The following is a 24,372-nucleotide window of genomic DNA, read 5'->3' as shown; positions in this document are numbered from 1 at the left end:
ACGGCGGCCTGGCGGACGTGGCCACGGTAGCCGCCGAAGGGCGTGAGGTGTCGGCACCGCGCGCTCAGCGGCGTGTTCACGGCGTGGAACGAGCTGCCGCCCGAGGGGAGTTCACCGGCCGGAATACCGGGGGAAACGTTCCGTCAGCCGCTCTGCCGCACCTGGCTCTCGAAGACGTGCAGGTATCCGTTGACCGGCCGGACGTCCGTGATCTCCAGGCCCGCCTCGGTCATCAGCGCGCTCATGCTCGCGCGGCTGTGCTTGGCCCCGCCGACGTTCAGCATCAGCATCAGGTCCATCGCCGTGGTGAACCGCATCGAGGGACTGTCGTCCACGAGGTTCTCCACCACCAGGACCCTTGCCCCGGGACGTGCGGCCCCGACGACGTTGCCCAGGGTCCGGCGCGTGCTGTCGTCGTCCCACTCCAGGATGTTCTTGATGACGTAGACGTCCGCCTGCACGGGAACCGCGCTGCGGCAGTCGCCGGCGAGCAGGCTGGTCCGGTCGGCGAGCTCGCCCCCGGGGCGCAGCCGCGGGTCGGCGTTCTCGACGACGTCGGGGAGCTCCAGCAGCGTGCCCCGCATGGCGGGGTACTTCTCCAGCAGCTCGGCCAGCACATGGCCCTGTCCCCCGCCGATGTCCACCACCGTCGACGCCCCCGACAGGTCGGTGGCGCGGGCGAAGTCCTGGGCGGACTGCCGGCTGGAGTGGGTCATGGCCAGGTTGAAGACCTGGGCCGACTCGGCGGCCTCGGCGTGCAGGTAGTCGAAGAACTCCTTGCCGTACAGATCCTTGAAGACACTCCCGCCGGAGCGGACCGCGTCGTCCAGGGCCCCCCACGCCTGCCAGGTCCACGGCTCGGTGCACCACAACACGATGTAGCGCAGGCTGTCGGGAGCGTCCTCGCGCAGCAGCCGTGACATCTCCGTGTGCGCGAAGCCGCCCTCCTCCTCGGTGAAGATGCCGAAGCAGCAGAGCGCGCGGAGCAGCCGGGCCAGGGCCCGTGGTTCGGCGCCGGTCGCGGCGGCCAACTCCTCGGCGCCCAGGGGGGCGTCACCGAGGACGTCGGCGACGCGCAAGCGCGTCGCTGCCCGGACGGCCGCGGCGCACGCGGCGCTGAAGGCGAGCTCACGCAACCGCACGGTCGGCGGCTCGACTTCGGAGACAGTGTCAGTGGTCACCTGCGACAACCCTTCGTTTCTGACCCGCGTCTGTGCGGGGCGATCGGAGTCACCGGGGCCCGACCGGGCGCCCGTGACGGCTCGTCAACACCGCCCGGAGGGCTCGGACACACGGCACAGGTTCGCGACGAACACGTTGCGCGCCCCGCCGTCCCGGTCGGCCAGGTCGGCGGACCGGTTGTCCAGCACGAGGTTGTCGCGGACGGTGTTGTCCGTGCTCGGACCGCCGACGTAGCTGCGGAACAGCACGATGCCCCCAGACAGCGGGGAGGCTCCGGCATTGCCGTCCACCTCGTTGCCGGTGACCAGGGTCTGCTCGACCCCGGTCAGCACGATGCCGCTGCCCTGGATGTAGGGCAGTCGGTCGGTCGCCGGGCAGTAGGAGTTGTTCGCGTTCACCAGGTTGTCCCGGACGGTCAGGTCGCCCGCGCGCGGCCGGGTGTCGTCCCCCACGACGAAGACGCCGCCGCAGTTGCCGGTGACGGTGTTCTGCGTGACGTCGAGGTCCCGCAACCGGCGGACGACGACGCCGAACCGGTTGCCGTAGAGGCGGTTGCCGGCGACACGGGTGCCGCCGGTGTCGATCCCTTCGCCCTTGCCGTCCACGACGTTGGCCAGGAAGACGCCCGCCTGCCCGTTGCCGTGCGCCGTGTTGCCGACCACGCGGCTGCGGGACGACTTCTCCTCGCTGATGCCCTGCTGCCCGTTGTCCTGTGCCTGCACGGAACGGACCGTCAGCCCGTCGGTGCCGGAGGCGGAGAGGCCGTCGACGCGGAACCCGGAGACGGTGAGCGACTCGATGCTGACGTCGGCCACGGGGTGTCCGGGCGTCCCGAACACGCAGATCCCGTCGCCGAGTGCGGCGCACGCACCGTCCGCAGCGCCGTCGGGCGGGGACAGCACGGTCAGCGGACCAGCGCCGCGCAACGTCACCCCGTCCGTCCTGAGCAGCACACTTTCGTGGTAGTGGCCCGCCGACACGAGGACGGTGTCCCCCGGTGCGGCGGCGTCGACCGCCGCCTGGATCGACTGTCCGGGATGGACCAGGTGGACCGACGTCCCGGGCACCGAGGCGGCTGGCACGCCGACCGGCAGTGAGACGGCGGCACCGAGCACGCCGAACAAGAGCCATCCTGGCGACATTCTGGTCAACCGCCTTCCGGGGATCGGACGCCGTGTGCGTCCTCTCAGGTCGAAGCTACGAACGACGAGGCGTCACCGCACGTCCGGTGAGTCGAACGGGCGCAGGCCGCGGGGTGACCGCGTGCACACGAAGGACCCTTCCCTGGTGCCCGCGGGACGACCGTGATCTATCGTCGTGCTGGGGGGAGTCAGCGACTGCCCATCGAAGGAGACCCCAATGGCTGTCGTCATGTCGATGCGCTGGGCGGGTGTCACGCCCGAGCAGTACGAAGCCGCCCGCACGGTGGTGCACTGGGAGGACAGGACTCCCGACGGCGGCATCATCCACGCGTCCTGGTTCGAGGACGACGGACTGCACGTGGTCGATGTCTGGGATTCCGAGGCGGCGTTCGAGCACTTCAGCATGAAGCGGCTGATGCCCGTCGTCCGCAGGCTCGGCGTCCTCGGGGAACCGCAGGTGACCTTCTCGCCCCTGCACCGGCGGTTCGTTGCGCCGGGCGTGAGCGGGGCCGCCTGACACGACGGAGCGGGAGAGCCGGGCCGGTGCGAGATCGTCTCGCCCGGCCCGGCTTCCGCTGTCCCCGGGCCTGACGGACGGGCCCGTCCGTCAGGCCCGGGGACAGTCCGTCCCGAGCGGGCGTCAGGACCGGCTCAGGACGGCTTCCAGCACCTCGGTCAGGGCCCGCGCCGGTCGGTCCTCCGCCGTGACGGCGCGCCAGGCGACGAACCCGTCCGGGCGCACCAGGACCGCGCCGTCCGCGCCCACGCCGTGCATCTGGGCCCAGTCCGTCCCCTCGTCCGGGTGGAGGACCCCGCTGTCCGCGGGATCGCCGCCGATCTGGTGGCACTCCAGCGGCACCCCGAGCGTCGCGGCCGCCTTCAGCCCGGCCTCGTGCCAGGCGCGTCCGGCGGGCCCGGTGAGCAGCACGGGACCGCGCTCGTAGAGGTCGAGCGTCGACAGGCGGACGCCGTCGCGGCTGAGCCACAGGTGCGGCGCGCGGCAGCCGGGCTCGGCCACGGGCCTGAACTGCTCCGGCACAGCCGACTCCTCGGGGTCGGTCCCGTGGACGGCGTCGGAGTGGTAGCGGTAGCCGAGCACCACCGCCAGCATCCCGGCCTGCTTGCCGGTACCCGGGCTGACGTCGTATCCGGGGTGCCGGTGCTCCGCGGACCGGGCCGAGGCGCGGGCGGCCGTCGCGAGGGCCACCGGGCGGCGTTCGGCCTCGTAGCTGTCCAGCAGCCCCGGGCCGGCCCAGCCCTGGAGGACGGCCGCCAGCTTCCAGGCGAGGTTGTGGGCGTCCTGGATCCCGGTGTTGGAGCCGAACGCGCCGGTGGGCGACATCTCGTGGGCCGAGTCGCCGGCCAGGAAGACGCGCCCCCGGCCGTACCCGTCCGCCACCCGCTCGGCCGCATGCCACGGGGCCTTGCCGGTGATCTCGACCTCCAGGTCGGCGACTCCGGTGGCGGCGCGGATGAGCGCGGTGCAGCGCTCGTCGGTGAAGTCCTCGAGCGTCTCCCCCGACTCGGGGCGCCACGGCGCGTGGAAGACCCACGCCTCCTTGTTGTCGACGGGCAACAGCGCGCCTGAGCCCTCGGAGTTGCGCAGGTAGCAGACGATGAACCGGCGGTCCCCCACCGCGTCGGCCAGGCGCTTGGCGCGGAAGGTGATGCTGACGTTCTGGAACAGGTCGCCCCTGCCGCTGTGGCCGATGCCGAGCCGCTCGCGGACGGGGCTGCGCGGGCCGTCCGCGGCCACCAGGTACTGCGCCCGGACGGTCCGACTCCGACCGCTGTCACGCTCGCGCACCACGGCCGTGACGCCGTCCTGGTCCTGTTCGAAGGATTCCAGCTCGGTGCCGAAGCGGATGTCCGCGCCCAGCTCCCGCGCCGCGGCCAGCAGTTCCGGCTCCAGGTCGTTCTGCGAGCACAGGCACCAGCCGGCGGGGCTGAGCCGGGCCAGGCCCCCACCGGGGTCGATCTCGCGGAACAGCCAGTCCTGCTCCGCTCCGGTGAGCGTGTCCGCCTGGAGGATGCCGTGGTTGTCCGCGAGGACGGACGCGGCCGCGCGGATGCGCGGCTCGACGCCCGCGGTGCGGTAGAGCTCCATCGTGCGTACGTTGTTGCCGCGGCCGCGCGGATGGTGCGACGTGGCGGCGTGACGCTCCACCAGCAGGTGCCGGACGCCGAGGCGGCCGAGGAACAGCGACATGGACAGCCCCACAAGGGAGCCGCCCGAGATCAGGACGGGGACGTGCTCGTCGACGTCGGACGTCATCAGTGCTCTCCGGTTCGGGGACGGTGCGCGGCGCGGAGGCTGCGGAGTGCGGCCCAGGGCCGGCCGGGTCGCCTGCATCCGTCCCCGGACGGGGCCGGATCGAGCGGTTTTTCACCCGGCTGCCGCACACACCGTGCGCGGACCGGGGGCACGCCGCACGATCGTGTACGTATCACAGCGTCTGCATATGCCGACGCTGGCGAGTCGAGGGCGCGAGGCCCCGACCGAATGCCCCCGGTGACGCCCGCTGTGGATGTGAGCGCGGAGCCCTGACCGCCGCGGGCGAGAGGGAGAAACCACTGTGGTGACCACGGACTACACGCACACCGCCGCGTCCGGAACAGCAGACCAGCGCCTCCGGGTGGTCCTGCTGCTGGACGTCCACGAAGGCCAGGAGCAGAACTTCCTGGCCGCCTACGACCAGATCTGCCATCAGGTGGCCAACGTGCCGGGCCACATCAGCGACCAGCTGTGCCAGTCGCTCGGCAACTCCTCCCAGTGGCTGATCACCAGCGAATGGGAGAGCGCCGAACCGTTCCTGAGCTGGGTGGACAGCGCCGCCCACCGCGCGCTGGTCCAGCCCATGCACGACTGCGTCGCGGACACCCGGTCGCTGCGGTTCGTCATCGAACGCCAGACCCCGGCGACACTCCCGCCGCCCGGCGGGAGTGTCGCCGCGGCCCCCGCCGGGCAAACGGCCGTGCACGCGAGCCCCGCGCAGCGGCCCGCGAGCACCGACCCGCTGCCGAGGCCGCCGCTGTCGAGCGGAGGGCTCGTCCGCCACGCGATCACCTTCACGGTGACGCCGGGGAGCGAGGACAAGGTCGCGCGGATTCTCGCCGACTACGCGTCCCCGCAGGCACGGGTCGACGCGACGACACGGCTGTGCCGCACCTCGCTGTTCATGCGCGGCAACCGGGTCGTGCGAGCCGTGGAGGTCAAGGGCGACCTGGGGAACGCGCTACGGCACGTCGCGCAGCAGCCCGAGGTGCGGCAGGTCGAGGAGGCGGTCAATCCCTACCTCGAGGAATCACGCGACCTGACCGACCCGGCCTCCGCCCGGGCGTTCTTCGCCCGCGCCGCTCTCCCGGCGGTGTTCCACGCCGGTGACCCGCGCGCCGACACCGCGGCCGAGGTCACCCGCCACGCGTTCCTCTACCCCGTGCGGCCCGGCCAAGGCGCCGCGGTGGCACGACTCCTGGGCGAGCAGGACCACGAGGCCGCTACGGACCCGGCCAACCCGCTGGTGCAGAGCACCATGTTCACGAGCGACGGGCTCTTCCTGCGCCTGGTCGACCTGAGCCGCCCCTACCAGGACGTCCCGGTGCCGGCTTCGGGCATCACCCCGCAGGTCGCGGAGCGGCTGCTGCCCCTCTTCGACCCGGCCGGTCCCGCCGTCGGCGTCGACGGATCCGCCCTTGTGCGCTTCCTCGCCGAGTGCGAGATGAGCCTGGTCACCGACCGCGTCGCGCCCGCGTCCTGAACCGGCGTCCCGAACCCGCGTCCCGAACCCGCGTCCCGAACCGCCGACCGCTGTTCGCGCCCGCCCTTCGCGCCCGCCCTTCGGGCCCCAACCTTCGAACACTTCGGGAGAACCGAAATGGCCACTCCGTCCGCCCGCATCGTCAACCTCGCCGAGACCCCGCCCAACCGGCGGCGCGGTGGCGACCTGCGCGCCATGCTCACGCCCGCCACGGTCGGGTCGACCAGCGGTTTCATGGGCATGGCCCTGATCGAGCCCGGCGAGCGCATCGGCGAGCACTACCACCCCTACTCCGAGGAGTTCGTGTTCGTCGTCGCCGGCGACCTCGAGGTGGACCTGGACGGCGAGACCCACGCGCTGCGACCAGACCAGGGGCTGCTGATCCCCCGGGACATGCGCCACCGCTTCCGCAACGTGGGCGACGCGCAGGCACGCATGGTCTTCCACCTCGGGCCGCTCGCGCCGAGGCCGGAGCTCGGGCACGTGGACACCGAGAGCGAGCCCGCTCCCGGCGACGCCCCGGTGGCGAGCCCATGACGCGCCGGGTGGCGGTGACGGGGCTCGGCGTCGTCGCCCCGGGCGGCATCGGGGTCCCGGCCTTCTGGGAGCTGCTGACCGCGGGGCGCACCGCGACCCGCGGGATCACCCTCTTCGACGCGGAGCCGTTCCGGTCCCGCATCGCGGCGGAGTGCGACTTCGACCCCCTCAGCTGCGGCCTGGACTCCGAGACCGTCCAACGGTGCGACCGCTACATCCAGTTCGCGCTCGTCGCCGCCGCCGAGGCGATGCGGGACGCCGGACTGGACATGGCCGGGCAGGACCCGTGGCGCACGGGCGTGTCGCTCGGGACCGCCGTGGGCGGCACCACCCGGCTCGAACACGACTACGTGGCCGTCAGCGAGCACGGCGCCCACTGGGACGTGGACCCGGCCGCCGCGGGCCCGCACCTGCACCGTGCCTTCTCCCCCAGCGCGCTCGCCTCCGAGGTCGCCGAGTCCGTCGAGGCGCACGGTCCCGTGCAGACCATCTCGACGGGCTGCACCTCGGGGCTGGACGCGGTCGGGCACGCCTTCGAGACCATCACCGAGGGCAAGGCCGACATCATCGTCGCCGGCGCCTCGGAATCCCCGATCTCGCCCATCACCGTGGCCTGCTTCGACGCCATCAAGGCGACCTCGACCCGCAACGACGACCCGGCCCACGCCTCCCGGCCCTTCGACGCCGACCGCGACGGCTTCGTCCTGGGCGAGGGCGCCGCGGTGCTGATGCTGGAGGAGCGCGAGCACGCCCTGGCGCGCGGGGCCAGGATCTACTGCGAGATCAGCGGTTTCGCGACCTTCGGCAACGCCTACCACATGACCGGCCTGACCACCGAGGGCCGCGAGATGTCCGAGGCCATCGACCGCGCCCTGGCGCAGGCCGGGGTCTCCCCCGCCGAGGTGGACTACGTCAACGCCCACGGCTCGGGGACCCGCCAGAACGACCGGCACGAGACCGCCGCCGTCAAGCGCTCGCTGGGCGAGCACGCCAACTCCGTGCCGATGAGCTCCATCAAGTCGATGGTCGGACACTCCCTCGGCGCCATCGGCGCGATCGAACTGGCGGCCTGCGCCCTGGCCATCGCCGAGGGCGTGGTGCCGCCGACCGCCAACTACCGGACCCCGGACCCGGAGTGCGACCTGGACTACGTGCCGCGCACCGCCCGGCACCGCAACCTGCGCCACGTGCTGTCGGTGGGCAGCGGGTTCGGCGGCTTCCAGTCGGCCGTCGTGCTCACCCATCCTGATCGGAGGCTGCCATGACCTTCAGCGGCGACACCTCCCCGCCGTCCGCCGTCGTCACGGGGATGGGCGTCATCGCGCCCGGCGGCACCGGCTGCGACGCCTACTGGAAGTCCCTCCTGCAAGGCGTGGTGGCCCTGGACCGGGTCGACCGCGAGGGGTGCACGGAGCTCCCGTTGCGCGTCGCGGGCGAGGTCCGCGACTTCGACCCCGAACGGCTGATCGAGAACCGCTTCCTGGTGCAGACCGACCGCTTCACCCACTTCGCCATGGCCGCCGCCGATCTGGCCCTGAGCGACGCCCGGCTCACCGGGGACCCGGACGCGCCCTTCGCCGTCGGCGTCACCACTGCCGCCGGCTCCGGGGGCGGCGAGTTCGGGCAGCACGAACTCCAGGAACTGTGGGGCCACGGACCGCATTTCGTCGGTCCCTACCAGTCGATCGCCTGGTTCTACGCCGCGAGCACGGGCCAGATCTCGATCCGCGGCGGCTTCCGCGGCCCGTGCGGGGTGCTGGCCAACGACGAGGCCGGCGGGCTGGACGTGTTCGCCCACGCCTGCCGCGCCGTCGGGAACGGCGCCCGCGCGATCGTGACAGGCGCGACCGAGGCCCCGCTGGCGCCTTACTCGATGGTCTGCCAGCTGGGCTACCCCGAGCTCAGCCTGGCCCAGGACCCGCACCGGGCCTACCTGCCGTTCACCGACGACGCCTGCGGCTTCTCGCCGGCCGAGGGCGGCGCCATGTTCGTCGTCGAGCGGGAGGACTCCGCCCACCTGCGCGACGCCCGGGTCCGCGCCCGGATCGCCGGCCACGCCTCGACGTTCACCGGCACCCGCGGCTGGGAGCACTCCAGGGAGGGGCTCGCCCGTGCGATCCGGGGCGCCCTCGCCGAGGCCGACTGCTCCCCCGAGCAGGTGGACGTGGTGTTCGCGGACGCCCTCGGCGTCCCGGCCGCCGACCAGGCCGAGGCGCTCGCCCTCGGCGACGCGCTCGGGGCGCGGGCCGCCGTCGTCCCGGTGACCGCGCCGAAGACCGGTTTCGGCCGAGCCTTCTCGGCGGCCGCGACCCTCGACGTCGCCGCCGCCGTCCTCGCGCTGGAACACGGCATCGTCCCGCCCACCCCGAACATCGCCGAAGTCCGCGTCGACCTCGACGTGGTCACCGGCCAGCCCCGCACCGCGCCGCTGCGGACCGCCCTGGTCCTCAGCCGCGGCCTGATGGGCTGCAACTCGGCCCTCGTCCTGCGCCGCCCCGAGGAACCCCGGACCTGACCGACGCGATCCGACCGCCCCACGCAACTGAGCACCGCACACAGCAGAGAAGGAGCACCCATGAACGGCCCCGTGACCTACGAAGAGCTGGCGACCCTGATGAAGGGCCGCGCCGGGCTGGACGTCGACGCCGCGGCTCTGGAGGAGCGACCCGACGCCGAGTTCGCCACCTTCGACCTCGACTCGCTCGGCCTGCTCGGCATCGTCTCCGAGCTGGAGAAGCGCTACGACCGCTCCATCGGCGGCGAGCCGGAGATGTGCAAGACCCCCCGCGCGTTCCTGACCGTCGTCAACGAGCAGCTCACCACCGGAGTCTGACATGAGTGGACACACCGACAACACCGTCGCCATCGCCGCCCCGCTGGACCTCACCTGGGAGGTGACCAACGATCTGGAGAACTGGCCCTCCCTCTTCACCGAGTACGCCTCCGTCGACGTCCTGGAGCGCGTGGGCGACCGGGTGACCTTCCGGCTGACGATGCACCCCGACGAGAACGGCCAGGTGTGGTCCTGGGTCTCCCAGCGCGAGACGGACCGCCCCGGCCTGACCGTGCGGGCGCACCGGGTCGAGACGGGCCCGTTCGCCCACATGAACATCACCTGGCACTACCGGGAGCTGGCCGCCGGCACCACGATGCGCTGGGTCCAGGACTTCGCCATGAAGCCCACGGCGCCGGTGGACGACCTCGCGATGACCGATCTCATCAACCGCAACAGCCGCGTCCAGATGGACGTCATCCGCGCCAAGGTCGAGCGCCGCGCCCAGGAGATGGGCTGGCACCCGGCCGAGCCGCTGCCCCGCTGAGCGCCGCGGCCCGCAGCGAACGAGAGCCCCGCAGCAACCGAGACCAAGGAACCCGACGATGCACCGCGCTTTGATCATCGCCCGGATGAAGCCCGAGTCGGCCGAGGACATCGCCGCCGCGTTCACCGACTCCGACCGGGGCGAGCTGCCCGGCCTCATCGGCGTCACCGGCCGCAGCCTCTTCCAGTTCGGCGACCTGTACCTGCATCTGGTCGAGTCCGCCCAGCCGCCGGGCCCGCAGGTGGCCCGCTACAAGGACCACCCCGAGTTCCGCGTCATCAGCGAGCGGCTCGCCGCCTACGTCCACGCCTACGACCCGCAGACCTGGCGCGAACCCAAGGACGCGATGGCCCGCGAGTTCTACCGCTGGGAGCGCGCCACCCTGACCTGACGCAGCCCGCTCGGTGCTGCAGCCGCCGGCCTGCGGCGGCACGAGGAAGGAAGCACCATGGTCGATGTCCGAACTCCGGGTGACGAGTGGATCCGCTGCGACAGCTGTGTCCGGCTCATCTACGACAAACGGTTCACCCGCTCCCTCCGGGTGTGCCCCGACTGCGGGACGCACGCCCGGCTGACGGCCCACCAGCGCCTCGACCAGCTGCTCGACCCGGGATCGGCCGAGCCGATCCCGCACGTCGACGCCGTCCACGACCCGCTCGACTTCACCGACACCCGCCCCTACCCCGAGCGGCTGCTCGACGCCCGCGCCGAGACGGGGCTGCACGACGCCGTGGTCTGTGTGCGGGGCACCGTCGAGGGTCTGCCCGTGGTGGCCGCGGCCATGGACTTCCGCTTCCTCGGCGGCAGCCTGGGGTGCAGTGTCGGCGCGCTGATCACCGAGGCGGCCCGGACCAGTCTGCGTCTGCGGGCGCCCCTGCTCCTGGTCACCGCCTCCGGCGGGGCCCGGATGCAGGAGGGCGCCCTGTCGCTGATGCAGATGGCGAAGACCGCGCAGGCCCTGGCGGAGCTGGACGAGGCCGGGATCCTGGTGGTGTCGTTGATCACCGATCCGACCTACGGCGGCGTGGCGGCCTCGTTCGCCACGCTGGCGGACGTGATTCTCGCCGAACCGGGGGCGCGCCTCGGCTTCGCCGGCCCGCGGGTCATCGAGCAGACGATCGGTGAGACGCTGCCGCCCGGCTTCCAGACCGCGGAGTTCCTGCTGCAGCACGGCCTGATCGACGACATCGTGCCCAGGGCGGCCCAGCGCACCGTGCTGGCCCAACTGCTCGCGCTGCAGGACGGCGGTCCGGACTCGCCCGCCGCCGGCGAACGACCGGAGGGCACGCCCGAGGACGCCGACCACCGGATCGTGCGCCACGCCGACCGCGTCCAGGCGGCCGACCCGTGGGGACCCGTCGAGCTGGCCCGCCACTGCGAGCGGCCCACGACCTTGGACTACGCCGCACACCTGCTCGACGGATTCCACGAGCTGCACGGCGACCGGCTCAGCGGGGACTGCGCGGCCGTCGTGGGCGGTCCGGGCCGGTTCAACGGCCGCCCGGTCATGCTGATCGGCCATCACAAGGGCGGCAGCGAACTCGCCGAACGCCAACGGCGCAGCTTCGGCATGCCGAGCCCCGCCGGCTACCGCAAGGCGGCACGGTTGATGCGGACGGCGGCCAAGCTCCGGCTGCCGGTGATCACCCTGATCGACACGCCCGGCGCGTATCCCGGTCCGGATGCCGAGCGCAACGGCCAGGCGGTGGCCATCGCCGAGAACCTGCGCCTGATGGCGGGGCTGCCGGTGCCGATCATCGCCGTGGTCACCGGCGAGGGCGGCAGCGGCGGGGCCCTCGCTCTCGCGGTCGGGGACATGGTGCTGATCTGTGAGAACGGCATCTACTCGGTGATCAGCCCGGAGGGTTGCGCCGCGATCCTGTGGAAGGACCCCGAGGCCGCGTCCGAAGCCGCCTCCGCCCTGCGGGTCGGCGCTTCCGAGCTGCTGCGTCTCGGCATCGTCGACGGCGTCGTCCCGGAACCCCCGGGCGGGTCCCACACCGATCCAGCGCGGGCGGCGGAGCTTCTCGGGGCCGCCCTGCAGGCCGCTCTCGACGAGTTGGAGCCGTGGGAGCCGCAGCAGCTGGTGCGCGCGCGCCGTGACCGCTTCCACCGGTTCGGCCGCGAGGAGCCGAATCGAGCGACGAAGGAAGGTGCCCAGTGAGGACCGACGACGAGCGACCGCACAACGACCCGGAGCTTTCCGGGGCAGGCACGCCGCGAGCGGAGGCCGCCGGCCCGGCCGGGACCGGTGAACTGCTCGACGCCGTGTGCCGCGGTCTCGCCCAACTGGCCAGGTCGGCGCCGGAACCGCCGCGGCGGATCCGCCTCCAGGACGGGCAGGCCAGCATCGAGATCGAGTGGCCGGATCCGCTGCCCGGCGCCGCCGCGCCGGCACCGGCGGTGGTCGCGGACCTCGCGGAAGTGCCGGAGGGCCCCGCGGACGACGCGCACAGCTACGTCCGGTCCCCCATGGTCGGCACCTTCTACCACGCGAGCTCCCCGGACGCGCCGCCGTTCGTGCGCATCGGCGACGTGGTCGAGCCGGGGCAGCCGGTCGGCGTGCTGGAGGCGATGAAGATGATGAACACGGTCACCGCGGAGGTCGGCGGACGCGTCGTCGAGCTGGTCGTCCCCAACGCGCAGCCGGTCGAGTTCGACCAGACGCTGATCGCGCTCGCGCCGGTCCCCGCGGACCAGGAAGCCTGACGCGACGTCGGGCTCACCCAGGGCGGGGCCCGCTGCGGGACTCCCGCCGGGCCCGGCCCGCTCTCGCACCGCATACGAAGATGGTGGTCCCCTTGTTCTCGACAATCCTGGTCGCCAACCGCGGAGAGATCGCGCTGCGGGTCGCCCGAGCCTGCCGGGAGCTCGGCATCCGGGTGGTGGCGGTGTACTCCTCCGCGGACCGCGACTCGGCCGTGGTCCGCTTCGCCGACGAGAGCGTCCACATCGGCCCCGCTCCGTCCAAGGACAGCTATCTCAACATCCCCGCCATCATCGAGGCCGCCCGGCAGACGGGTGCGCAGGCCATCCACCCGGGCTACGGATTCCTTTCGGAGGACCCGGACTTCGCCGAGATCTGCGAGGCGAGCGGCATCGTCTTCATCGGGCCGCCCGCGGCCGTCATGCAGCAGCTCGGCGACAAGGCCGAGGCGCGCAGGGTGATGGGCCTGGCCGGGCTGCCCGTGCTGCCGGGCAGCACGGGCGCGCTGGCCTCCGCCGCGCAGGCGCAGGAGCTGGCCGAGGAGACCGGCTATCCGGTGATCCTCAAGGCGGTCTCCGGCGGAGGCGGACGCGGCATGACCGTGGTGCGGGAACCGGCCGCGCTCCGGTCCGCCTTCAACGAGACCCGGGCGCACGCACGCGCCGTCTTCGGCGACGACCGGCTGTACCTGGAGCGCTTCGTGGACGACGCGCGCCACGTCGAGGTCCAGGTGCTGTGCGACCGGAGCGGATCGGTGGTGCATCTCGGTGAGCGCGACTGCTCGGTGCAGCGGCGACACCAGAAGCTGGTCGAGGAGTCCCCGGCGCCGAACCTGCCCGCGCGGGTGCGTGAGGCGATGTGGGACGCCGCGGTGCGCGGAGCGCGGGCCGTGGGCTATGTGGGCGCCGGGACCTTCGAGTTCGTCGTCACCCAGGATCACGCCTTCTACCTGATGGAGATCAACTGCCGACTCCAGGTGGAGCACCCGGTCACCGAGCTGGTCACCGGCATCGACATCGTCCGCGAGCAGATCTCCATCGCCGCCGGAGAGCCGCTCTCCTTCGCCCAGAGCGATGTCCAGTGCCGTGGGGTGGCGCTGGAGTGCCGCGTCAACGCGGAGGACCCCGCCCGGGACTTCGCCCCGTCCCCGGGCGAGCTGGTGGAGTTCGCGCCGCCCGGCGGGCCCTTCGTCCGCGTCGACACCCACGCCTACCCCGGCTGGCGGATCGGCCCGCACTACGACTCGCTGCTCGCCAAGACCGTCACCTGGGCCCCCGACCGGTCCCAGGCCATCACCCGCATGGACCGTGCTCTCAGCGAGTTCCGGGTCGCGGGCCCCGGCGTGCACACGACGCTCGACTTCCTGCGCCGGACGCTCGCCCACCCGCTGTTCCTCACCGCACAGCACACCACCGGCCTCGTGGCCGCTTCCGCCGCTCCCGACGCCACGCAGCAACCGCAGCAACCCGACCTCGAACCGAGCCCGCAGGGCGGCTGAGCCGGTAGGGGCGACGGCAGAGAGCCCCCGCTGCCGTCGCTCACAGCCGGACGACGACGAGGGCGATGTCGTCACCACCGCCGCCCGCGACGCCGAGGTGGGCGAGGACGGCGTCCGCGAGGCGCTCCGGGGCGTGGGTGGCCCGGCGGGCGAGGGCGTCGGTGAGGCGGCCGATGCCGGAGTCGATGTCCTCGTCCCGGCGTTCCACCAGCCCGTCGGTGTACAGCACCAGGGTGTCCCCGGGGCTGTAGTTGAGGCCGGCCTGGGGACGCGGCACGTGTGCGGGCCGGGCGCCGAGGGGCGGGTCGGTGGCGGCGTCGAGCAGTTCGCAGGCGCCGTCGGGGTGGAGCAGGACGGGCGGCGGGTGGCCGGCGTTGCTGTAGATGATCAGGCGGCTGCGGGGATCGACCATCACCTTCACGGCGGTGGTGTTGAGGGCTCCGTCGACCGCGCGCGAGTAGAGGCCCAGCACCTCCAGGGCCTGGGCCGGGCGCTCCAGGGCGCGGATGGCGGCGCTCAACGCGCTGCGGAGCATTCCCATCACCGCGGCGGCTTCCAGACCGTGCCCCACGACGTCCCCCACGGCGACCGCGAACCGGCCGTCGGGCAGGTCGACCACGTCGTACCAGTCGCCGCAGACGTTCAGCGATCCGATCGCGGGCAGGTAACGCACCGCGATGTTCCGGTGGTGGGCCAGGTCCGGCGCGGTGAGCATGGCCTCCTGCAAGGTGAGCGCGACCTGCCGCTCACGGGTGTGGGCCTGGCGCAGCTCGTCGTTCAGCCGCTGCAGTTCCCTGGCCCTCGCGTACAGCTCGGCCTCCAGGGCGTCGCGCGAGGTCAGCCGGGCCGCAGCGCGGCCGACCGGATGGGAGAGCACGTACGCGGTGACGTCCTCCACCCGGTGGATGATCCACGCCACACTCCCGTCCTCGGCGAGGACCGGCGTGTTGATCGGCGACCACCAGCGCTCCTCGAAGGCCCCGGGCCGGCCCGCGATGGGAATGTCGTACTTCTGCAGCGCCATGGTGTCCGCCACCCGGCCGACCAGGACGCGGTGCAGCGAGGCGCCCAGATTGCGCACCCCGTCGGCGTCCGGGTCGGCGGGGTTGTCCGGGAACGCGTCGAAGACGTGCTTGCCGAGCAGGTCCTCTCGGGTGCGCCGGGTCGCGTCGAGGTAGGCCTGGTTGACCTCCGCGATCACCAGATCCGGGCCGAGGACGAGGTACGGGCTCGGCGTGGCGGCGAACAGCGCCGCGTGGTCCATCGCTTGACCCAACCTCGCCTCCCGACGCGCGCCGTGTCCTTGTGCTTCTCACCGTAGGGTCCGCGCAGCTCCGGCGCTCGACGGCCGGACCTGCCCCCGCCCCCGCACAACAGACTCCAACCGGATAGTTCATCCGTATGTGCTACGGTCCGGCTAACCGGATAGCTCATCCGGTTGACCGGAATGGAGGGCTCATGAAGAAGACAGCAGTGGTCACGGCCGGCACGGGCGGCATCGGCCTGGAAACAGCACTGGGGCTGGCCGCGGCGGGCTTCGCGGTGACGGTGGTCGGGCGCGACGCCGGACGCGGAGCCGAAGCGGTCGCACGGATCCAGGCGACGAACCCGGCGCGCCCCGGCCGGTTCCTGTCCGCCGACCTCGCCTCGCTCGACCAGGTCCGCGCCCTCGCCGAGACGATCGCCGCGGACCACGCCGCCTCGGGCGATCCGCTCACGGTGCTGGTCAACAACGTCGGGGCGATGTTCGCGCGGCGGCAGGACCTGGGCGGCGTCGAGGCGTCCTTCGTCGTCAACCACCTCTCGCCGTACCTGCTGACGGAGCTGCTGCTGCCCGCGCTGACAGCCGGGGCGCCCAGCAGGATCGTGAACGTGACCTCGGGCGCCGTCGCTGTCGCCAAGCCGGTGTTCGACGCCGTCGAGCCGCCCGGCGGCTACTACGGCTTCCACTGGTACGGGCGGGCCAAGCTCGCCAACCTGGCCTACACCCTCGACCTGGCCGCCCGGCTGGACGGCACCGGCGTCTCGGTGTTCGCCGCCGACCCGGGAGGCGCCGCGACCGCGATGACCGACGGCACCCTCACCGACCCGAAGATCGTCTCCCCGGCCCTGCGGCTGCTCTGGCCGCTGGTCCGGCGCAGGTTCGAACGCTCCACCTCCGGCCCGGCGTCCGTGGCGGCCAGGCCCTCGATCGTGGCCGCCACCGACGCGGCCCTGGCCCGGCGCAGCGGCGTCGTGATCGGCCCTGCGGCCCACGTGGTGGACCCGTTCCGCGCCGCGACGGACGCCCGGCTCGCCGACGCCGTGCGCCGTCTCAGCGAGGCGCACGCTCCCCTGGCGGTCGCCGCGGGCGCGTGATCGCCCGCCGCTCGACGGCACGGCCGCTCTGCCGCTCGGCTCGACTCGCTCGCTCGGCCGCCGCCGCCGAGGAATCGTTCCTCGACCCCGCTGCTCGTCACCCATCGCCGTCCGTTCGCAGGACTCGTCACCCAAGGAACCGGTCCTGACCTCAGGGGTGGGCGGGCCGCCGGGCCCGCCCACCGTGGACGCACGCAGCTCACCACGAGGCCGCGCATATGATCGGAGCCGGAGCCCCGCACCGCCCGAGCGACCTGGACTGCCCGCACATGACGACGCCACAGCTGCGCAAGGACGCCGCCCGCAACTGGGACCGGATCGTCGCCGTCGCCCGCGACCTGGTCGACCAGGGCGTCGCCTTGCAGCTCAACGACGTCGCGCGCCGTGCGGGCGTCGGCGTGGCCACGGTGTACCGGCACTTCCCCACCCCCGAGGCCCTGCTGGAGACCGTCGCCGCCCCGTGCCTGGAGGCCCTGGCCGCGTCCGGCCGGGCGGCGCTGGCCGACGCAGACCCCCGGCACGCCTTGGAGGGTTTTCTGAGCCGCGTCGTCGAGGCCCAGGTCACCGACGCCGCCCTCCCCCCGGTCGCCGCCGCGGCGGAGGACGCGCTGCCCCGCACCACCGAGCTGAAGAGGTCGCTCGCCGAGGCCGGCACCGCGCTCCTGGACCGGGCCCGTGACGCCGCCGCGGTCCGCTGCGACCTCGCCGCCGCCGACCTCGTCCCGCTCATGTGCGGCATCGCGCACGCCGTGAACGTCCACGGCGGCACCCCCGCCGAACGTGTCGCCACGGCCCACCGCTACCTCGCCACACTGCTCGAGGGCGTGCACACCGTCTCCGACCCGCCCGGACACGAAGCCCGCTGACGCGCCGGGTCGCCGATCCCTGCGGTTCGCCTCGCTCAGTAAGACGTAAGGCGTTGCACGCGGGGAAGGCGGGCCCGGCCTCCGTCCCCAGTGCGACACACCGCCCGGGCTGCACTGTCGGCCGCCTCGCCGCGCGTCCCACCGGGAATGCGCTTAGCGTCAGAAGCGCAAGCCGCCGACGCCTTTGAGCACCCGCATCCGGCCTGTGCCGGCGGCCACCCGGAAGGCAGCCCTTGATGACCACAGCATCCGACACCCCTGTCCTCGACACCCTCGCGGCCATGACGCTCGACTCGCTCGAGCACTGCCACCTGGACGCCAAGACGATGATGTTCACCCGCATCGCGGCGCTCGCCGCGATGGACGCCCCGGCGATCTCCTACCTCGCCAACCTGGGCCCGGCCGCCGACGTCGGCATGACCCCCGAGGAATTGCAGGACGTGCTGGTCGCCGTCGCCCCCATCGTGGGGACCGCGCGCGTCATGGCCGCGGCAGGCCACATCTCCCAGGCGCTGGGCATCGTCATCGCGGTGGCCGAAGCCGGCATGCCCGACATGGGCGCCTGACCCTCGACCGGAGCAACCCGCGGCAACAAAAAGGCCCCCGACGCCCCTTCGCCCGAGCGTCGGGGGCCTTCGCCTGCCCGGCTCACCCGTTCGCCGGAGGCGGGTCGCGCCTTCGGGAAGCGGATCTGACGCGGCAGCCACCACCGGGGAAGCTCCGGACCCCGCTCTGACGTCAGGCCTCCTGCATTCATCGGTCCTCGACGCAGGAGCCCCCGAGCCGGATGGAAGGTTCATCTCCGCCGAGCGGACTGCCGAGGAGGCGGGCAGGCCTTCCGATCTCAACGTTCGAGTCAGTGGGCGGCTTCCCGTTCGGATTCATCCCCGATCTCCGAGGCCCGCGGTGGGCGGAGGTGCTCGACGTGGCCGAGGGCCTGGTCGAGGAGGTCGGCGACGTGGTCGTCGTAGAGCGCGTAGACGATCGAGCGGCCCCGCCGCTCGGCGTTGACCAGGCCGAGGTTGCGCAGCAGGCGCAGTTGGTGGGAGCAGGCCGAGCGCTCCATGCCGACGGCGTCCGCGAGTTCGGTGACGGCACTGGGCCCTTCCTGCAGCTGGGCCAGGATCAGCAGCCGCGACGGGGTGGCGAGCGCCTGCAGCGTCATGGCGACCGTGGCCGCGCCTACGGCGTCGAGGCGTTCGCGTGCGGTGACGGTGTGGTTGATCCCGTGGCCCATACGTCCCATCATACCGAGCACACGTGAAGATGCATTCACTTGTTCCCGTATAGTGGAGTGAGTCGAAGCCTGTTCCTCCGCCTGAAAGAGCGACCGCTCATGTCGACCACCCTTCTCGACCGCCCCGCCGCGCCGGCGGCGCCGTCCGTCGCACCGCGACGCAGGACGCGCGTCCTGGCGCTGGCCGAGGCGCGCTGGGCGCTCGCCGCACTGGTGCTCTTCGCGATCGCGCTGCCGCTCCAGCTCGCCGGCGTCACCGCGTGGGTCTGGGGTCCGCTGTACGCGCTCTGCTACGCGGCGGGCGGCTGGGAGCCGGGTTGGGCCGGGCTGACCGCCCTGCGGGAAAGGACGCTCGACGTCGACCTGCTGATGGTCGTCGCGGCGCTGGGTGCGGCAGCGATCGGGCAGGTGCTGGACGGCGCGCTGCTGATCGTCATCTTCGCCACCTCCGGTGCGCTGGAGGCGCTGGCCACCGCCCGCACCGCCGACTCCGTGCGCGGCCTGCTCGACCTCGCCCCCTCCACGGCGACACGGCTGCTGGACGACGGGTCCGAGGAGACGGTCGCGACCGAGGCGCTCGCGGTCGGCGACGTGATTCTCGTCCGCCCCGGTGAACGTGTCGGCGCGGACGGCCGCGTCCTCGACGGCGCGAGCGAGGTCGACCAGGCGACCATCACCGGGGAGCCGCTGCCGGTCGCCAAGGAGCAAGGCGACGAGGTCTTCGCCGGAACACTCAACGGGACCGGCGCGCTGCGCGTGGAGGTCGAGCGTGACGCCTCTGATTCCGTCATCGCCCGGATCGTCGCCATGGTCGAGGAGGCGTCGCAGACCAAGGCCCCCACTCAGCTGTTCATCGAGAAGGTCGAGCAGCGCTACTCGCTCGGCATGGTCACCGCGACCCTGCTGGTCTTCGCGATCCCGCCGGCCTTCGGCGCGGCGCTGTCCGGCTCGCTGCTGCGCGCCATGACGTTCATGATCGTCGCCTCGCCGTGCGCCGTCGTGCTCGCGACGATGCCGCCGCTGCTGGCCTCGATCGCCAACGCCGGACGACACGGAGTGCTGGTCAAGTCGGCTGTCGTGATGGAGCAGCTCGGCCAGGTTCAGGCCGTCGCCCTGGACAAGACCGGAACCCTGACCGAGGGCACGCCACGCGTCACCGAGCTGCGCCCGCTCCCCGGCGTCGGCCTGACCGAGGACCAGCTGCTGGCGCTCGCCGCGACCGCGGAGCACCCCAGCGAGCACCCGCTCGCCCGCGCCGTCGTCGACGCCGCCCGCACCCGCCGGCTGCCCCTGGGCGCGGCCGAGGACTTCACCTCCACCCCCGGCGTCGGCGTCACCGCCACCGTCGAGGGCCGAAAGGTCGCGGTCGGCGCCCCCGCCAGGCTGCTGGAGGGACACGGCGAGGCAGACGCGGACGCCGCGCTCGTCACGGCAGAACTGGAGGAAGGCGGACGCACCGCCGTCCTGGTCCTGCGCGACGGCACTCCGGTGGGCGTGCTCGGCATCGCCGACCGGCTCCGTGTCGACGCCGCCGCGACCGTCGCCCGCCTCGGCGAACTCACCGGCAGGGCCCCGATCCTGGTCACCGGTGACAATCCCCGAGCCGCCGCGCGGCTGGCCGCCGAGGTGGGCATCACGGACGTACGCGCCGGGCTGCTGCCGCAGGACAAGGTCACCGCGGTCACCGAGCAGGAGCAGGCCGGCCGCCGCACGATGGTGATCGGCGACGGAGTCAACGACGCCCCGGCGCTGGCCGCCGCCCACACCGGCGTGGCCATGGGCCGCGCGGGGTCCGACCTCGCTCTGGAGACCGCCGACGCGGTCGTCGTCCGCGACGAGCTGGCCACCGTCCCCACGGTGGTCGCGCTGTCCCGGCGGGCCCGCGGGCTCGTCGTGCAGAACCTCGTCATCGCCTCGGTGTTCATCACCGGCCTGGTGGTCTGGGACCTCGCCGGGCATCTGCCGCTGCCGCTGGGCGTGCTGGGCCACGAGGGCTCCACCGTCATCGTCGGCCTCAACGGCCTGCGCCTGCTGCGCGACGCCGCCTGGCGCCGTGCCGCCACGAACGCGACGGCGACCCGGTGAGCCGCCGCGCCCGGGCGCAGGCTGCCGTCTCTTCTTCGGCGGGGGCGGGCCGCCCGACGGTGACCGTGTGCCGGGGCTGCTGCTGCGGCACCGCGAAGATCCCCCGCGTCGACCACACCGCCCAGCTCGCCGAACTGCGCACGGCGTTGGGCGACAGCGCGAGCATACGGGTGGTCGACTGCCTGGACGCCTGCGAGCAGGCGAACGTCATCGTCGTCCAGCCCTCCCCGGCGGGTCGCCGGGCGGGAGGGCGCCCGGTGTGGCTGGGCCTGGTCAACGACCGCGATGTCACCGCCGACATCGCGGCCTGGGTCGAAGCGGGCGGCCCTGGGCCGGCCGACCCGCCGGGCATTCTCGACCTGTACGCCTTCCAGCCCTCGCGCCGCGTCCGGCAGGGCATCGAGGACTGAGCGCGGTCGAGCTCCCGGAGGGGCCGTTTCCCCGGGGCGAGCGTGGGGATACGGTGCCGACGTGATCGCACTCCTGCTGGTGGCTCTCGCGCTCGGCCTGTCCAACTTCGCCGCCGCGATCGGCATCGGCATCTCGGGCGTGGACAGCCGCACGCGCTGGCGGGTCGGCGTCGTCTTCGGTCTCTTCGAGGCCGGCATGCCGGTCCTCGGCCTGGTCCTCGGCCGCAGTGCGGCCGACGAGATCGGGTCCGCCGCCCGCTGGCTCGGCGCCACGCTGCTGATCGCGACCGGCGCCTATGCCCTCTGGCAGAGTCTGCGCGCCGCGCAGGAGGAGGCAGACACCCCCGACGGCGGGCAGCCCATGGGCAGGCTCCTGCTGACCGGGCTGGCGCTGAGCATCGACAACCTCGCCGTCGGCTTCTCCTTGGGCACGTACGACGTCAACCTGGTCACCGCCGCCGCCGTCATCGGCGGGGTCAGCATCACCATGTCCCTGATCGGTCTGGAACTCGGGGCACGGATCGGCGAGAAGACCGGCCGCCGCGGCGAACTGTTCGGAGCCCTCGTCCTGATCGCCGTCGGGATCGCCGTCGCCGCAGGGGCGTTGTAGCCCCGAAGCCAGGCACAGGCGCGGACGGCCCGGGTGACCGCAGGACGACGCCTCAGGCAGGCGATCTCCAGACGGCTACTGTGTGCGTGTGCGCAGAGTAGAGGACGGCAACGTCGAGGTGCCCAGGATCGCGCTGCTGCGGCGGGGCTTCGCCCTGGAGTACGCCACGCTGGGGTGGAACGTGGTCGGCATCGCCGTCCTGGCCGTCGCCGCGATCAACGCCCGGTCCGTGGCGCTGGCGGGCTTCGGGCTGGACTCCCTCATCGAGATCGGCGCTTCCACCGTCGTGATCTGGGAACTGTCGGGCAGCGGCGAAGAACGACAGAAGCGCGGCCTGCGGCTGATCGGCGTCGGCTTCGCGCTCCTCGCCGCGTACCTTCTCGTGCAGTCCACCGTGGTCCTGGCGACGGGCTTCCGGCCGCACCACTCGACGCTGGGCATCGTCTGGACGGCGATCACCGCCGCGGTGATGTTCCTGCTCGCCTTCGGCAAAGCCCGTACGGGTGCGGCGCTGGACAACCCCGTGCTCAGAACCGAAGGGCGGGTCACCCTCATCGACGGCCTGCTCGCTGCCGCCGTCCTGCTGGGCCTGGTGCTCAACGTGACGCAGGGCTGGTGGTGGGCCGACCCGGCCGCCGGATACGTCCTGGTCTACTACGCCGCCCGGGAGGTCAGGGAGATCTTCTTCGGTGAGCACTGACCTGCCGTCACAGGGAACCGGAGCGCTCCGCCCCGGAGAGGCCGGCGCGACACCGCGCCGGGAGACCGCCCACGGGTGGACGCCGCCCACTCGCCCTGGTGTGTAGCAGTGACCAGAATCGAGGTATGGGTGAGAAGTGGACCGCTGCCGACCTGCCCGACCTGACAGGAACCACGGTGGTGGTCACCGGGGCGACCAGCGGCCTCGGCCTGATCACGTCGCGTGAGCTGGCCCGTGTCGGCGCCCATGTGGTGCTCGCCGTGCGCGACACCCGGCGCGGCGCGGACGCCGCGCGCTCCTGCGGCGGCAGCGCCGAGGTGCGCGAGCTCGACCTCGCGGACCTGGCGTCGGTACGCCGCTTCGCCGGGGCCTGGGAGGGACCGCTCGACGTCCTGATCAACAACGCGGGGGTGATGGCGATCCCGCAGCGCCGCACCGTCGACGGCTTCGAGATGCAGCTCGGCACGAACCACCTCGGACCGTTCGCGCTCACCAACCTGCTGCTGCCGCAGATCACCGGCCGGGTCGTCAGCGTCGCGTCCAACGCGCACCGCCGACCCGGCGTCGACGTCAACTTCGACGACCTCAACTCCGAGCGCGAGTACCGCCCCTGGCGTGCCTACCAGCAGTCGAAGCTCGCCGACCTGCTGTTCATCCAGGAACTGCAGCGTCGCCTCACCGCCGTCGGCTCCCCCGTCACCGCGCACGCGGCCCACCCCGGCTACGCGGCCACCAACCTGCAGCGCGGGACCGGAAGCGCCGTGCAACGCATCCTCATGTCGTTCACCAACCGGTTCATGGCGCAGTCCGAGAGCATGGGCGCGCTGCCCGTCCTCTACGCCGCCACTCAGAACCTGCCCGGCGGCAGCTACACCGGCCCCGACGGCCGCGGCGAACTCAAGGGCCACCCCGCCCCGGCCGCCCTCAGCGACAACGCCCGCGACCCCGAGCGCGCCCGTCGCCTCTGGGAGGTCTCGGAGAGCCTGACCGGGGTCTCGTTCCCGTTCACGACGCCCGAGGGGCGGTAGCGTCCGGGCCCGCCGGGCCGCCGGACCTCTCAGACAGCCTCGGTCAGGGTCGTGAACTCCGCGTCCGTCAGCCGCACCGACGCGGCCGCGACGTTCTCCTCGAGGTGCGCGACCGACGACGTCCCGGGGATCGGCAGGATCACCGGCGAGCGGCGCAGCAGCCAGGCGAGGGCGAGCTGCCCGGGCGTCGCGCCCTGGTCCGCGCTCATCCTCGCCAGCGGGCCGTCCGGGGCGGCAAGCGTGCCCGTCGCGATCGGGTACCAGGGGATGAACGCGAGGTTCTGGGCCTCGCAGTAGTCGACGACCTCCTCGGAGCTGCGGTCGGCCAGGTTGTAGCGGTTCTGGACCGAGACGATCTCGGCGCTCTCACGGGCCCGCCGCAGCTCGGCGACGGAGACCTCGGAGAGGCCGATGTGGCGGATCTTCCCCTCGCTCTGGAGCTGCGTCAGTGCGCCGAGGGACTCCTCGACCGGAACCTTCGGGTCGATGCGGTGGAGCTGGTACAGGTCGATCCGCTCGACGCCGAGGTAGCGCAGGCTCAGCTCCGCCTGCTGCGTCAGGTAGTCCGGTCGCCCGTTGGGGACCCACCGGTCGGGGCCCTGCCGGGTGAAGCCGCCCTTGGTCGCGATGACCAGGTCGTCCGGGTACGGATGCAGCGCCTGCTTGATCAGCGGCTCGCTGACGGCCGGGCCGTAGGAGTCGGCGGTGTCGATGAACGTGACCCCGAGCTCGACCGCCCGCCGCAGGACCCGGACCGCCTCGTCCGGGTCCTGCGGCTCACCCCAGACGCCGGGCCCGGTGATGCGCATGGCTCCGAATCCGAGGCGGTGCACCGGCAGGTCGCCGCCGATCGGGAAGCTGCCCGAGGCTGCTGCGGGGGAAGACGACGTGCTGACCAAGGGTGTTCCTTCTTTCCAGGCTTTCCGAGGACGTT

Annotated in this window: 25 protein-coding genes; 19 read left to right on the top strand and 6 right to left on the bottom strand. The window is 72.8% G+C overall.

Annotated elements, in window-relative coordinates; genetic code table 11:
* Positions 1-143: 143 nt before the first annotated feature.
* Complete coding sequence (locus tag TR48_RS29125) at positions 144-1,181, bottom strand: methyltransferase (RefSeq protein WP_236652378.1); 1,038 nt, start codon at positions 1,179-1,181, stop codon at positions 144-146.
* An 84-nt stretch (positions 1,182-1,265) separates the two neighbouring features.
* On the bottom strand, positions 1,266-2,297 hold the full coding sequence (locus tag TR48_RS29120; protein ID WP_236652380.1) for a right-handed parallel beta-helix repeat-containing protein: 1,032 nt from the start codon (positions 2,295-2,297) through the stop codon (positions 1,266-1,268).
* Between the two features lie 244 nt (positions 2,298-2,541).
* Here TR48_RS29120 and TR48_RS29115 point away from each other — a divergent pair, with 244 nt between their 5' ends.
* Positions 2,542-2,841 carry a hypothetical protein gene (locus TR48_RS29115; RefSeq protein ID WP_042372862.1) on the top strand — a complete coding sequence of 100 codons (300 nt, stop codon included), beginning with the start codon at positions 2,542-2,544 and terminating at the stop codon, positions 2,839-2,841.
* A 123-nt stretch (positions 2,842-2,964) separates the two neighbouring features.
* Here the strand turns inward: TR48_RS29115 and TR48_RS29110 are convergent, their stop codons facing one another.
* Complete coding sequence (locus TR48_RS29110; RefSeq protein WP_042372860.1) at positions 2,965-4,599, bottom strand: FAD-dependent oxidoreductase; 1,635 nt, start codon at positions 4,597-4,599, stop codon at positions 2,965-2,967.
* A gap of 301 nt (positions 4,600-4,900) precedes the next feature.
* On the opposite strand from TR48_RS29110, the gene TR48_RS29105 reads away from it, so the two are divergent.
* The 10 genes from TR48_RS29105 to TR48_RS29060 all read left to right on the top strand — a co-directional run bounded on the left by TR48_RS29105 (position 4,901) and on the right by TR48_RS29060 (position 14,144).
* Positions 4,901-6,082 (top strand): SchA/CurD-like domain-containing protein, encoded by a 1,182-nt coding sequence (locus TR48_RS29105; protein WP_152628239.1) that lies wholly within the window; start codon positions 4,901-4,903, stop codon positions 6,080-6,082.
* 117 nt (positions 6,083-6,199) lie between these two features.
* Complete coding sequence (locus TR48_RS29100) at positions 6,200-6,619, top strand: cupin domain-containing protein (protein WP_042372857.1); 420 nt, start codon at positions 6,200-6,202, stop codon at positions 6,617-6,619.
* Positions 6,616-7,884, top strand: coding sequence for a beta-ketoacyl-[acyl-carrier-protein] synthase family protein (locus TR48_RS29095; protein ID WP_042372855.1), 1,269 nt, complete (start codon positions 6,616-6,618; stop codon positions 7,882-7,884). Before TR48_RS29100 ends, TR48_RS29095 begins: the two co-directional genes overlap by 4 nt.
* Positions 7,881-9,134: a beta-ketoacyl synthase N-terminal-like domain-containing protein gene (locus TR48_RS29090; protein ID WP_042372853.1), complete on the top strand. Its 1,254-nt coding sequence runs from the start codon at positions 7,881-7,883 to the stop codon at positions 9,132-9,134. The genes TR48_RS29095 and TR48_RS29090 overlap by 4 nt, the downstream gene beginning before the upstream one ends.
* A gap of 60 nt (positions 9,135-9,194) precedes the next feature.
* The gene (locus TR48_RS29085) at positions 9,195-9,452 is read left to right on the top strand and encodes a phosphopantetheine-binding protein (RefSeq protein ID WP_042372851.1); all 258 of its coding nucleotides are present in this window, start codon (positions 9,195-9,197) and stop codon (positions 9,450-9,452) included.
* 1 nt (position 9,453) lies between these two features.
* Entirely contained in the window at positions 9,454-9,939 is a 486-nt protein-coding gene (locus TR48_RS29080) for an SRPBCC family protein (protein ID WP_042372850.1), read from the top strand.
* A gap of 58 nt (positions 9,940-9,997) precedes the next feature.
* Entirely contained in the window at positions 9,998-10,330 is a 333-nt protein-coding gene (locus TR48_RS29075) for a TcmI family type II polyketide cyclase (RefSeq protein WP_042372847.1), read from the top strand.
* Between the two features lie 57 nt (positions 10,331-10,387).
* Complete coding sequence (locus TR48_RS29070; RefSeq protein WP_042372846.1) at positions 10,388-12,103, top strand: acetyl-CoA carboxylase carboxyl transferase subunit; 1,716 nt, start codon at positions 10,388-10,390, stop codon at positions 12,101-12,103.
* On the top strand, positions 12,100-12,648 hold the full coding sequence (accB, locus tag TR48_RS29065) for an acetyl-CoA carboxylase biotin carboxyl carrier protein (protein WP_052443145.1): 549 nt from the start codon (positions 12,100-12,102) through the stop codon (positions 12,646-12,648). The genes TR48_RS29070 and accB overlap by 4 nt, the downstream gene beginning before the upstream one ends.
* A gap of 92 nt (positions 12,649-12,740) precedes the next feature.
* Positions 12,741-14,144: an acetyl-CoA carboxylase biotin carboxylase subunit gene (locus TR48_RS29060; RefSeq protein ID WP_042372884.1), complete on the top strand. Its 1,404-nt coding sequence runs from the start codon at positions 12,741-12,743 to the stop codon at positions 14,142-14,144.
* A gap of 40 nt (positions 14,145-14,184) precedes the next feature.
* Here TR48_RS29060 and TR48_RS29055 read toward each other — a convergent pair whose 3' ends face one another.
* Positions 14,185-15,408, bottom strand: coding sequence for a PP2C family protein-serine/threonine phosphatase (locus TR48_RS29055; protein WP_042372843.1), 1,224 nt, complete (start codon positions 15,406-15,408; stop codon positions 14,185-14,187).
* 194 nt (positions 15,409-15,602) lie between these two features.
* On the opposite strand from TR48_RS29055, the gene TR48_RS29050 reads away from it, so the two are divergent.
* From TR48_RS29050 to TR48_RS29040, 3 genes are all read left to right on the top strand, one after another.
* A complete protein-coding gene (locus tag TR48_RS29050; protein WP_042372841.1) occupies positions 15,603-16,502 on the top strand; it encodes an SDR family NAD(P)-dependent oxidoreductase in 900 nt (299 codons plus the stop codon).
* Between the two features lie 269 nt (positions 16,503-16,771).
* On the top strand, positions 16,772-17,368 hold the full coding sequence (locus TR48_RS29045; RefSeq protein WP_042372882.1) for a TetR/AcrR family transcriptional regulator: 597 nt from the start codon (positions 16,772-16,774) through the stop codon (positions 17,366-17,368).
* Positions 17,369-17,604: 236 nt separating this feature from the next.
* Positions 17,605-17,934: a carboxymuconolactone decarboxylase family protein gene (locus TR48_RS29040; protein ID WP_042372839.1), complete on the top strand. Its 330-nt coding sequence runs from the start codon at positions 17,605-17,607 to the stop codon at positions 17,932-17,934.
* Between the two features lie 290 nt (positions 17,935-18,224).
* Here the strand turns inward: TR48_RS29040 and TR48_RS29035 are convergent, their stop codons facing one another.
* Positions 18,225-18,605, bottom strand: a complete 381-nt coding sequence (locus TR48_RS29035) for an ArsR/SmtB family transcription factor (RefSeq protein ID WP_042372836.1) — start codon at positions 18,603-18,605, stop codon at positions 18,225-18,227.
* A gap of 99 nt (positions 18,606-18,704) precedes the next feature.
* Here TR48_RS29035 and TR48_RS29030 point away from each other — a divergent pair, with 99 nt between their 5' ends.
* From TR48_RS29030 to TR48_RS29010, 5 genes are all read left to right on the top strand, one after another.
* Entirely contained in the window at positions 18,705-20,690 is a 1,986-nt protein-coding gene (locus tag TR48_RS29030; RefSeq protein ID WP_042372834.1) for a heavy metal translocating P-type ATPase, read from the top strand.
* Positions 20,687-21,100, top strand: a complete 414-nt coding sequence (locus TR48_RS29025) for a hypothetical protein (protein ID WP_042372832.1) — start codon at positions 20,687-20,689, stop codon at positions 21,098-21,100. The genes TR48_RS29030 and TR48_RS29025 overlap by 4 nt, the downstream gene beginning before the upstream one ends.
* 61 nt (positions 21,101-21,161) lie before the next feature.
* A complete protein-coding gene (locus TR48_RS29020) occupies positions 21,162-21,710 on the top strand; it encodes a manganese efflux pump MntP (protein WP_042372830.1) in 549 nt (182 codons plus the stop codon).
* Positions 21,711-21,798: 88 nt separating this feature from the next.
* On the top strand, positions 21,799-22,410 hold the full coding sequence (locus tag TR48_RS29015; protein ID WP_042372880.1) for a cation efflux transmembrane domain-containing protein: 612 nt from the start codon (positions 21,799-21,801) through the stop codon (positions 22,408-22,410).
* Positions 22,411-22,535: 125 nt separating this feature from the next.
* The gene (locus TR48_RS29010) at positions 22,536-23,438 is read left to right on the top strand and encodes an oxidoreductase (RefSeq protein WP_042372828.1); all 903 of its coding nucleotides are present in this window, start codon (positions 22,536-22,538) and stop codon (positions 23,436-23,438) included.
* A 29-nt stretch (positions 23,439-23,467) separates the two neighbouring features.
* On the opposite strand, the gene TR48_RS29005 is transcribed toward TR48_RS29010, so the two are convergent.
* On the bottom strand, positions 23,468-24,337 hold the full coding sequence (locus TR48_RS29005) for an aldo/keto reductase (protein ID WP_042372826.1): 870 nt from the start codon (positions 24,335-24,337) through the stop codon (positions 23,468-23,470).
* Positions 24,338-24,372 lie beyond the last annotated feature (35 nt).

The sequence above is a fragment of the Streptacidiphilus neutrinimicus genome, from assembly GCF_000787815.1.
In the GTDB taxonomy this organism is placed as follows: Bacteria; Actinomycetota; Actinomycetes; order Streptomycetales; family Streptomycetaceae; genus Streptacidiphilus; species Streptacidiphilus neutrinimicus.
Note: the sequence above shows the minus strand (reverse complement) of the source record. Positions and strands in the feature narration are given on the sequence as shown.

Bases quoted from the DNA above. Each gene is read 5' to 3' on its own strand.
- TR48_RS29115 (WP_042372862.1), top strand. From the start codon at position 2,542: ATGGCTGTCGTCATGTCGATGCGCTGGGCGGGTGTCACGCCCGAGCAG.
- TR48_RS29110 (WP_042372860.1), bottom strand. From the start codon at position 4,599: ATGACGTCCGACGTCGACGAGCACGTCCCCGTCCTGATCTCGGGCGGC.
- TR48_RS29100 (WP_042372857.1), top strand. From the start codon at position 6,200: ATGGCCACTCCGTCCGCCCGCATCGTCAACCTCGCCGAGACCCCGCCC.
- TR48_RS29095 (WP_042372855.1), top strand. From the start codon at position 6,616: ATGACGCGCCGGGTGGCGGTGACGGGGCTCGGCGTCGTCGCCCCGGGC.
- TR48_RS29090 (WP_042372853.1), top strand. From the start codon at position 7,881: ATGACCTTCAGCGGCGACACCTCCCCGCCGTCCGCCGTCGTCACGGGG.
- TR48_RS29085 (WP_042372851.1), top strand. From the start codon at position 9,195: ATGAACGGCCCCGTGACCTACGAAGAGCTGGCGACCCTGATGAAGGGC.
- TR48_RS29080 (WP_042372850.1), top strand. From the start codon at position 9,454: ATGAGTGGACACACCGACAACACCGTCGCCATCGCCGCCCCGCTGGAC.
- TR48_RS29075 (WP_042372847.1), top strand. From the start codon at position 9,998: ATGCACCGCGCTTTGATCATCGCCCGGATGAAGCCCGAGTCGGCCGAG.
- TR48_RS29070 (WP_042372846.1), top strand. From the start codon at position 10,388: ATGGTCGATGTCCGAACTCCGGGTGACGAGTGGATCCGCTGCGACAGC.
- TR48_RS29055 (WP_042372843.1), bottom strand. From the start codon at position 15,408: ATGGACCACGCGGCGCTGTTCGCCGCCACGCCGAGCCCGTACCTCGTC.
- TR48_RS29050 (WP_042372841.1), top strand. From the start codon at position 15,603: ATGAAGAAGACAGCAGTGGTCACGGCCGGCACGGGCGGCATCGGCCTG.
- TR48_RS29045 (WP_042372882.1), top strand. From the start codon at position 16,772: ATGACGACGCCACAGCTGCGCAAGGACGCCGCCCGCAACTGGGACCGG.
- TR48_RS29040 (WP_042372839.1), top strand. From the start codon at position 17,605: ATGACCACAGCATCCGACACCCCTGTCCTCGACACCCTCGCGGCCATG.
- TR48_RS29035 (WP_042372836.1), bottom strand. From the start codon at position 18,605: ATGGGCCACGGGATCAACCACACCGTCACCGCACGCGAACGCCTCGAC.
- TR48_RS29030 (WP_042372834.1), top strand. From the start codon at position 18,705: ATGTCGACCACCCTTCTCGACCGCCCCGCCGCGCCGGCGGCGCCGTCC.
- TR48_RS29010 (WP_042372828.1), top strand. From the start codon at position 22,536: ATGGGTGAGAAGTGGACCGCTGCCGACCTGCCCGACCTGACAGGAACC.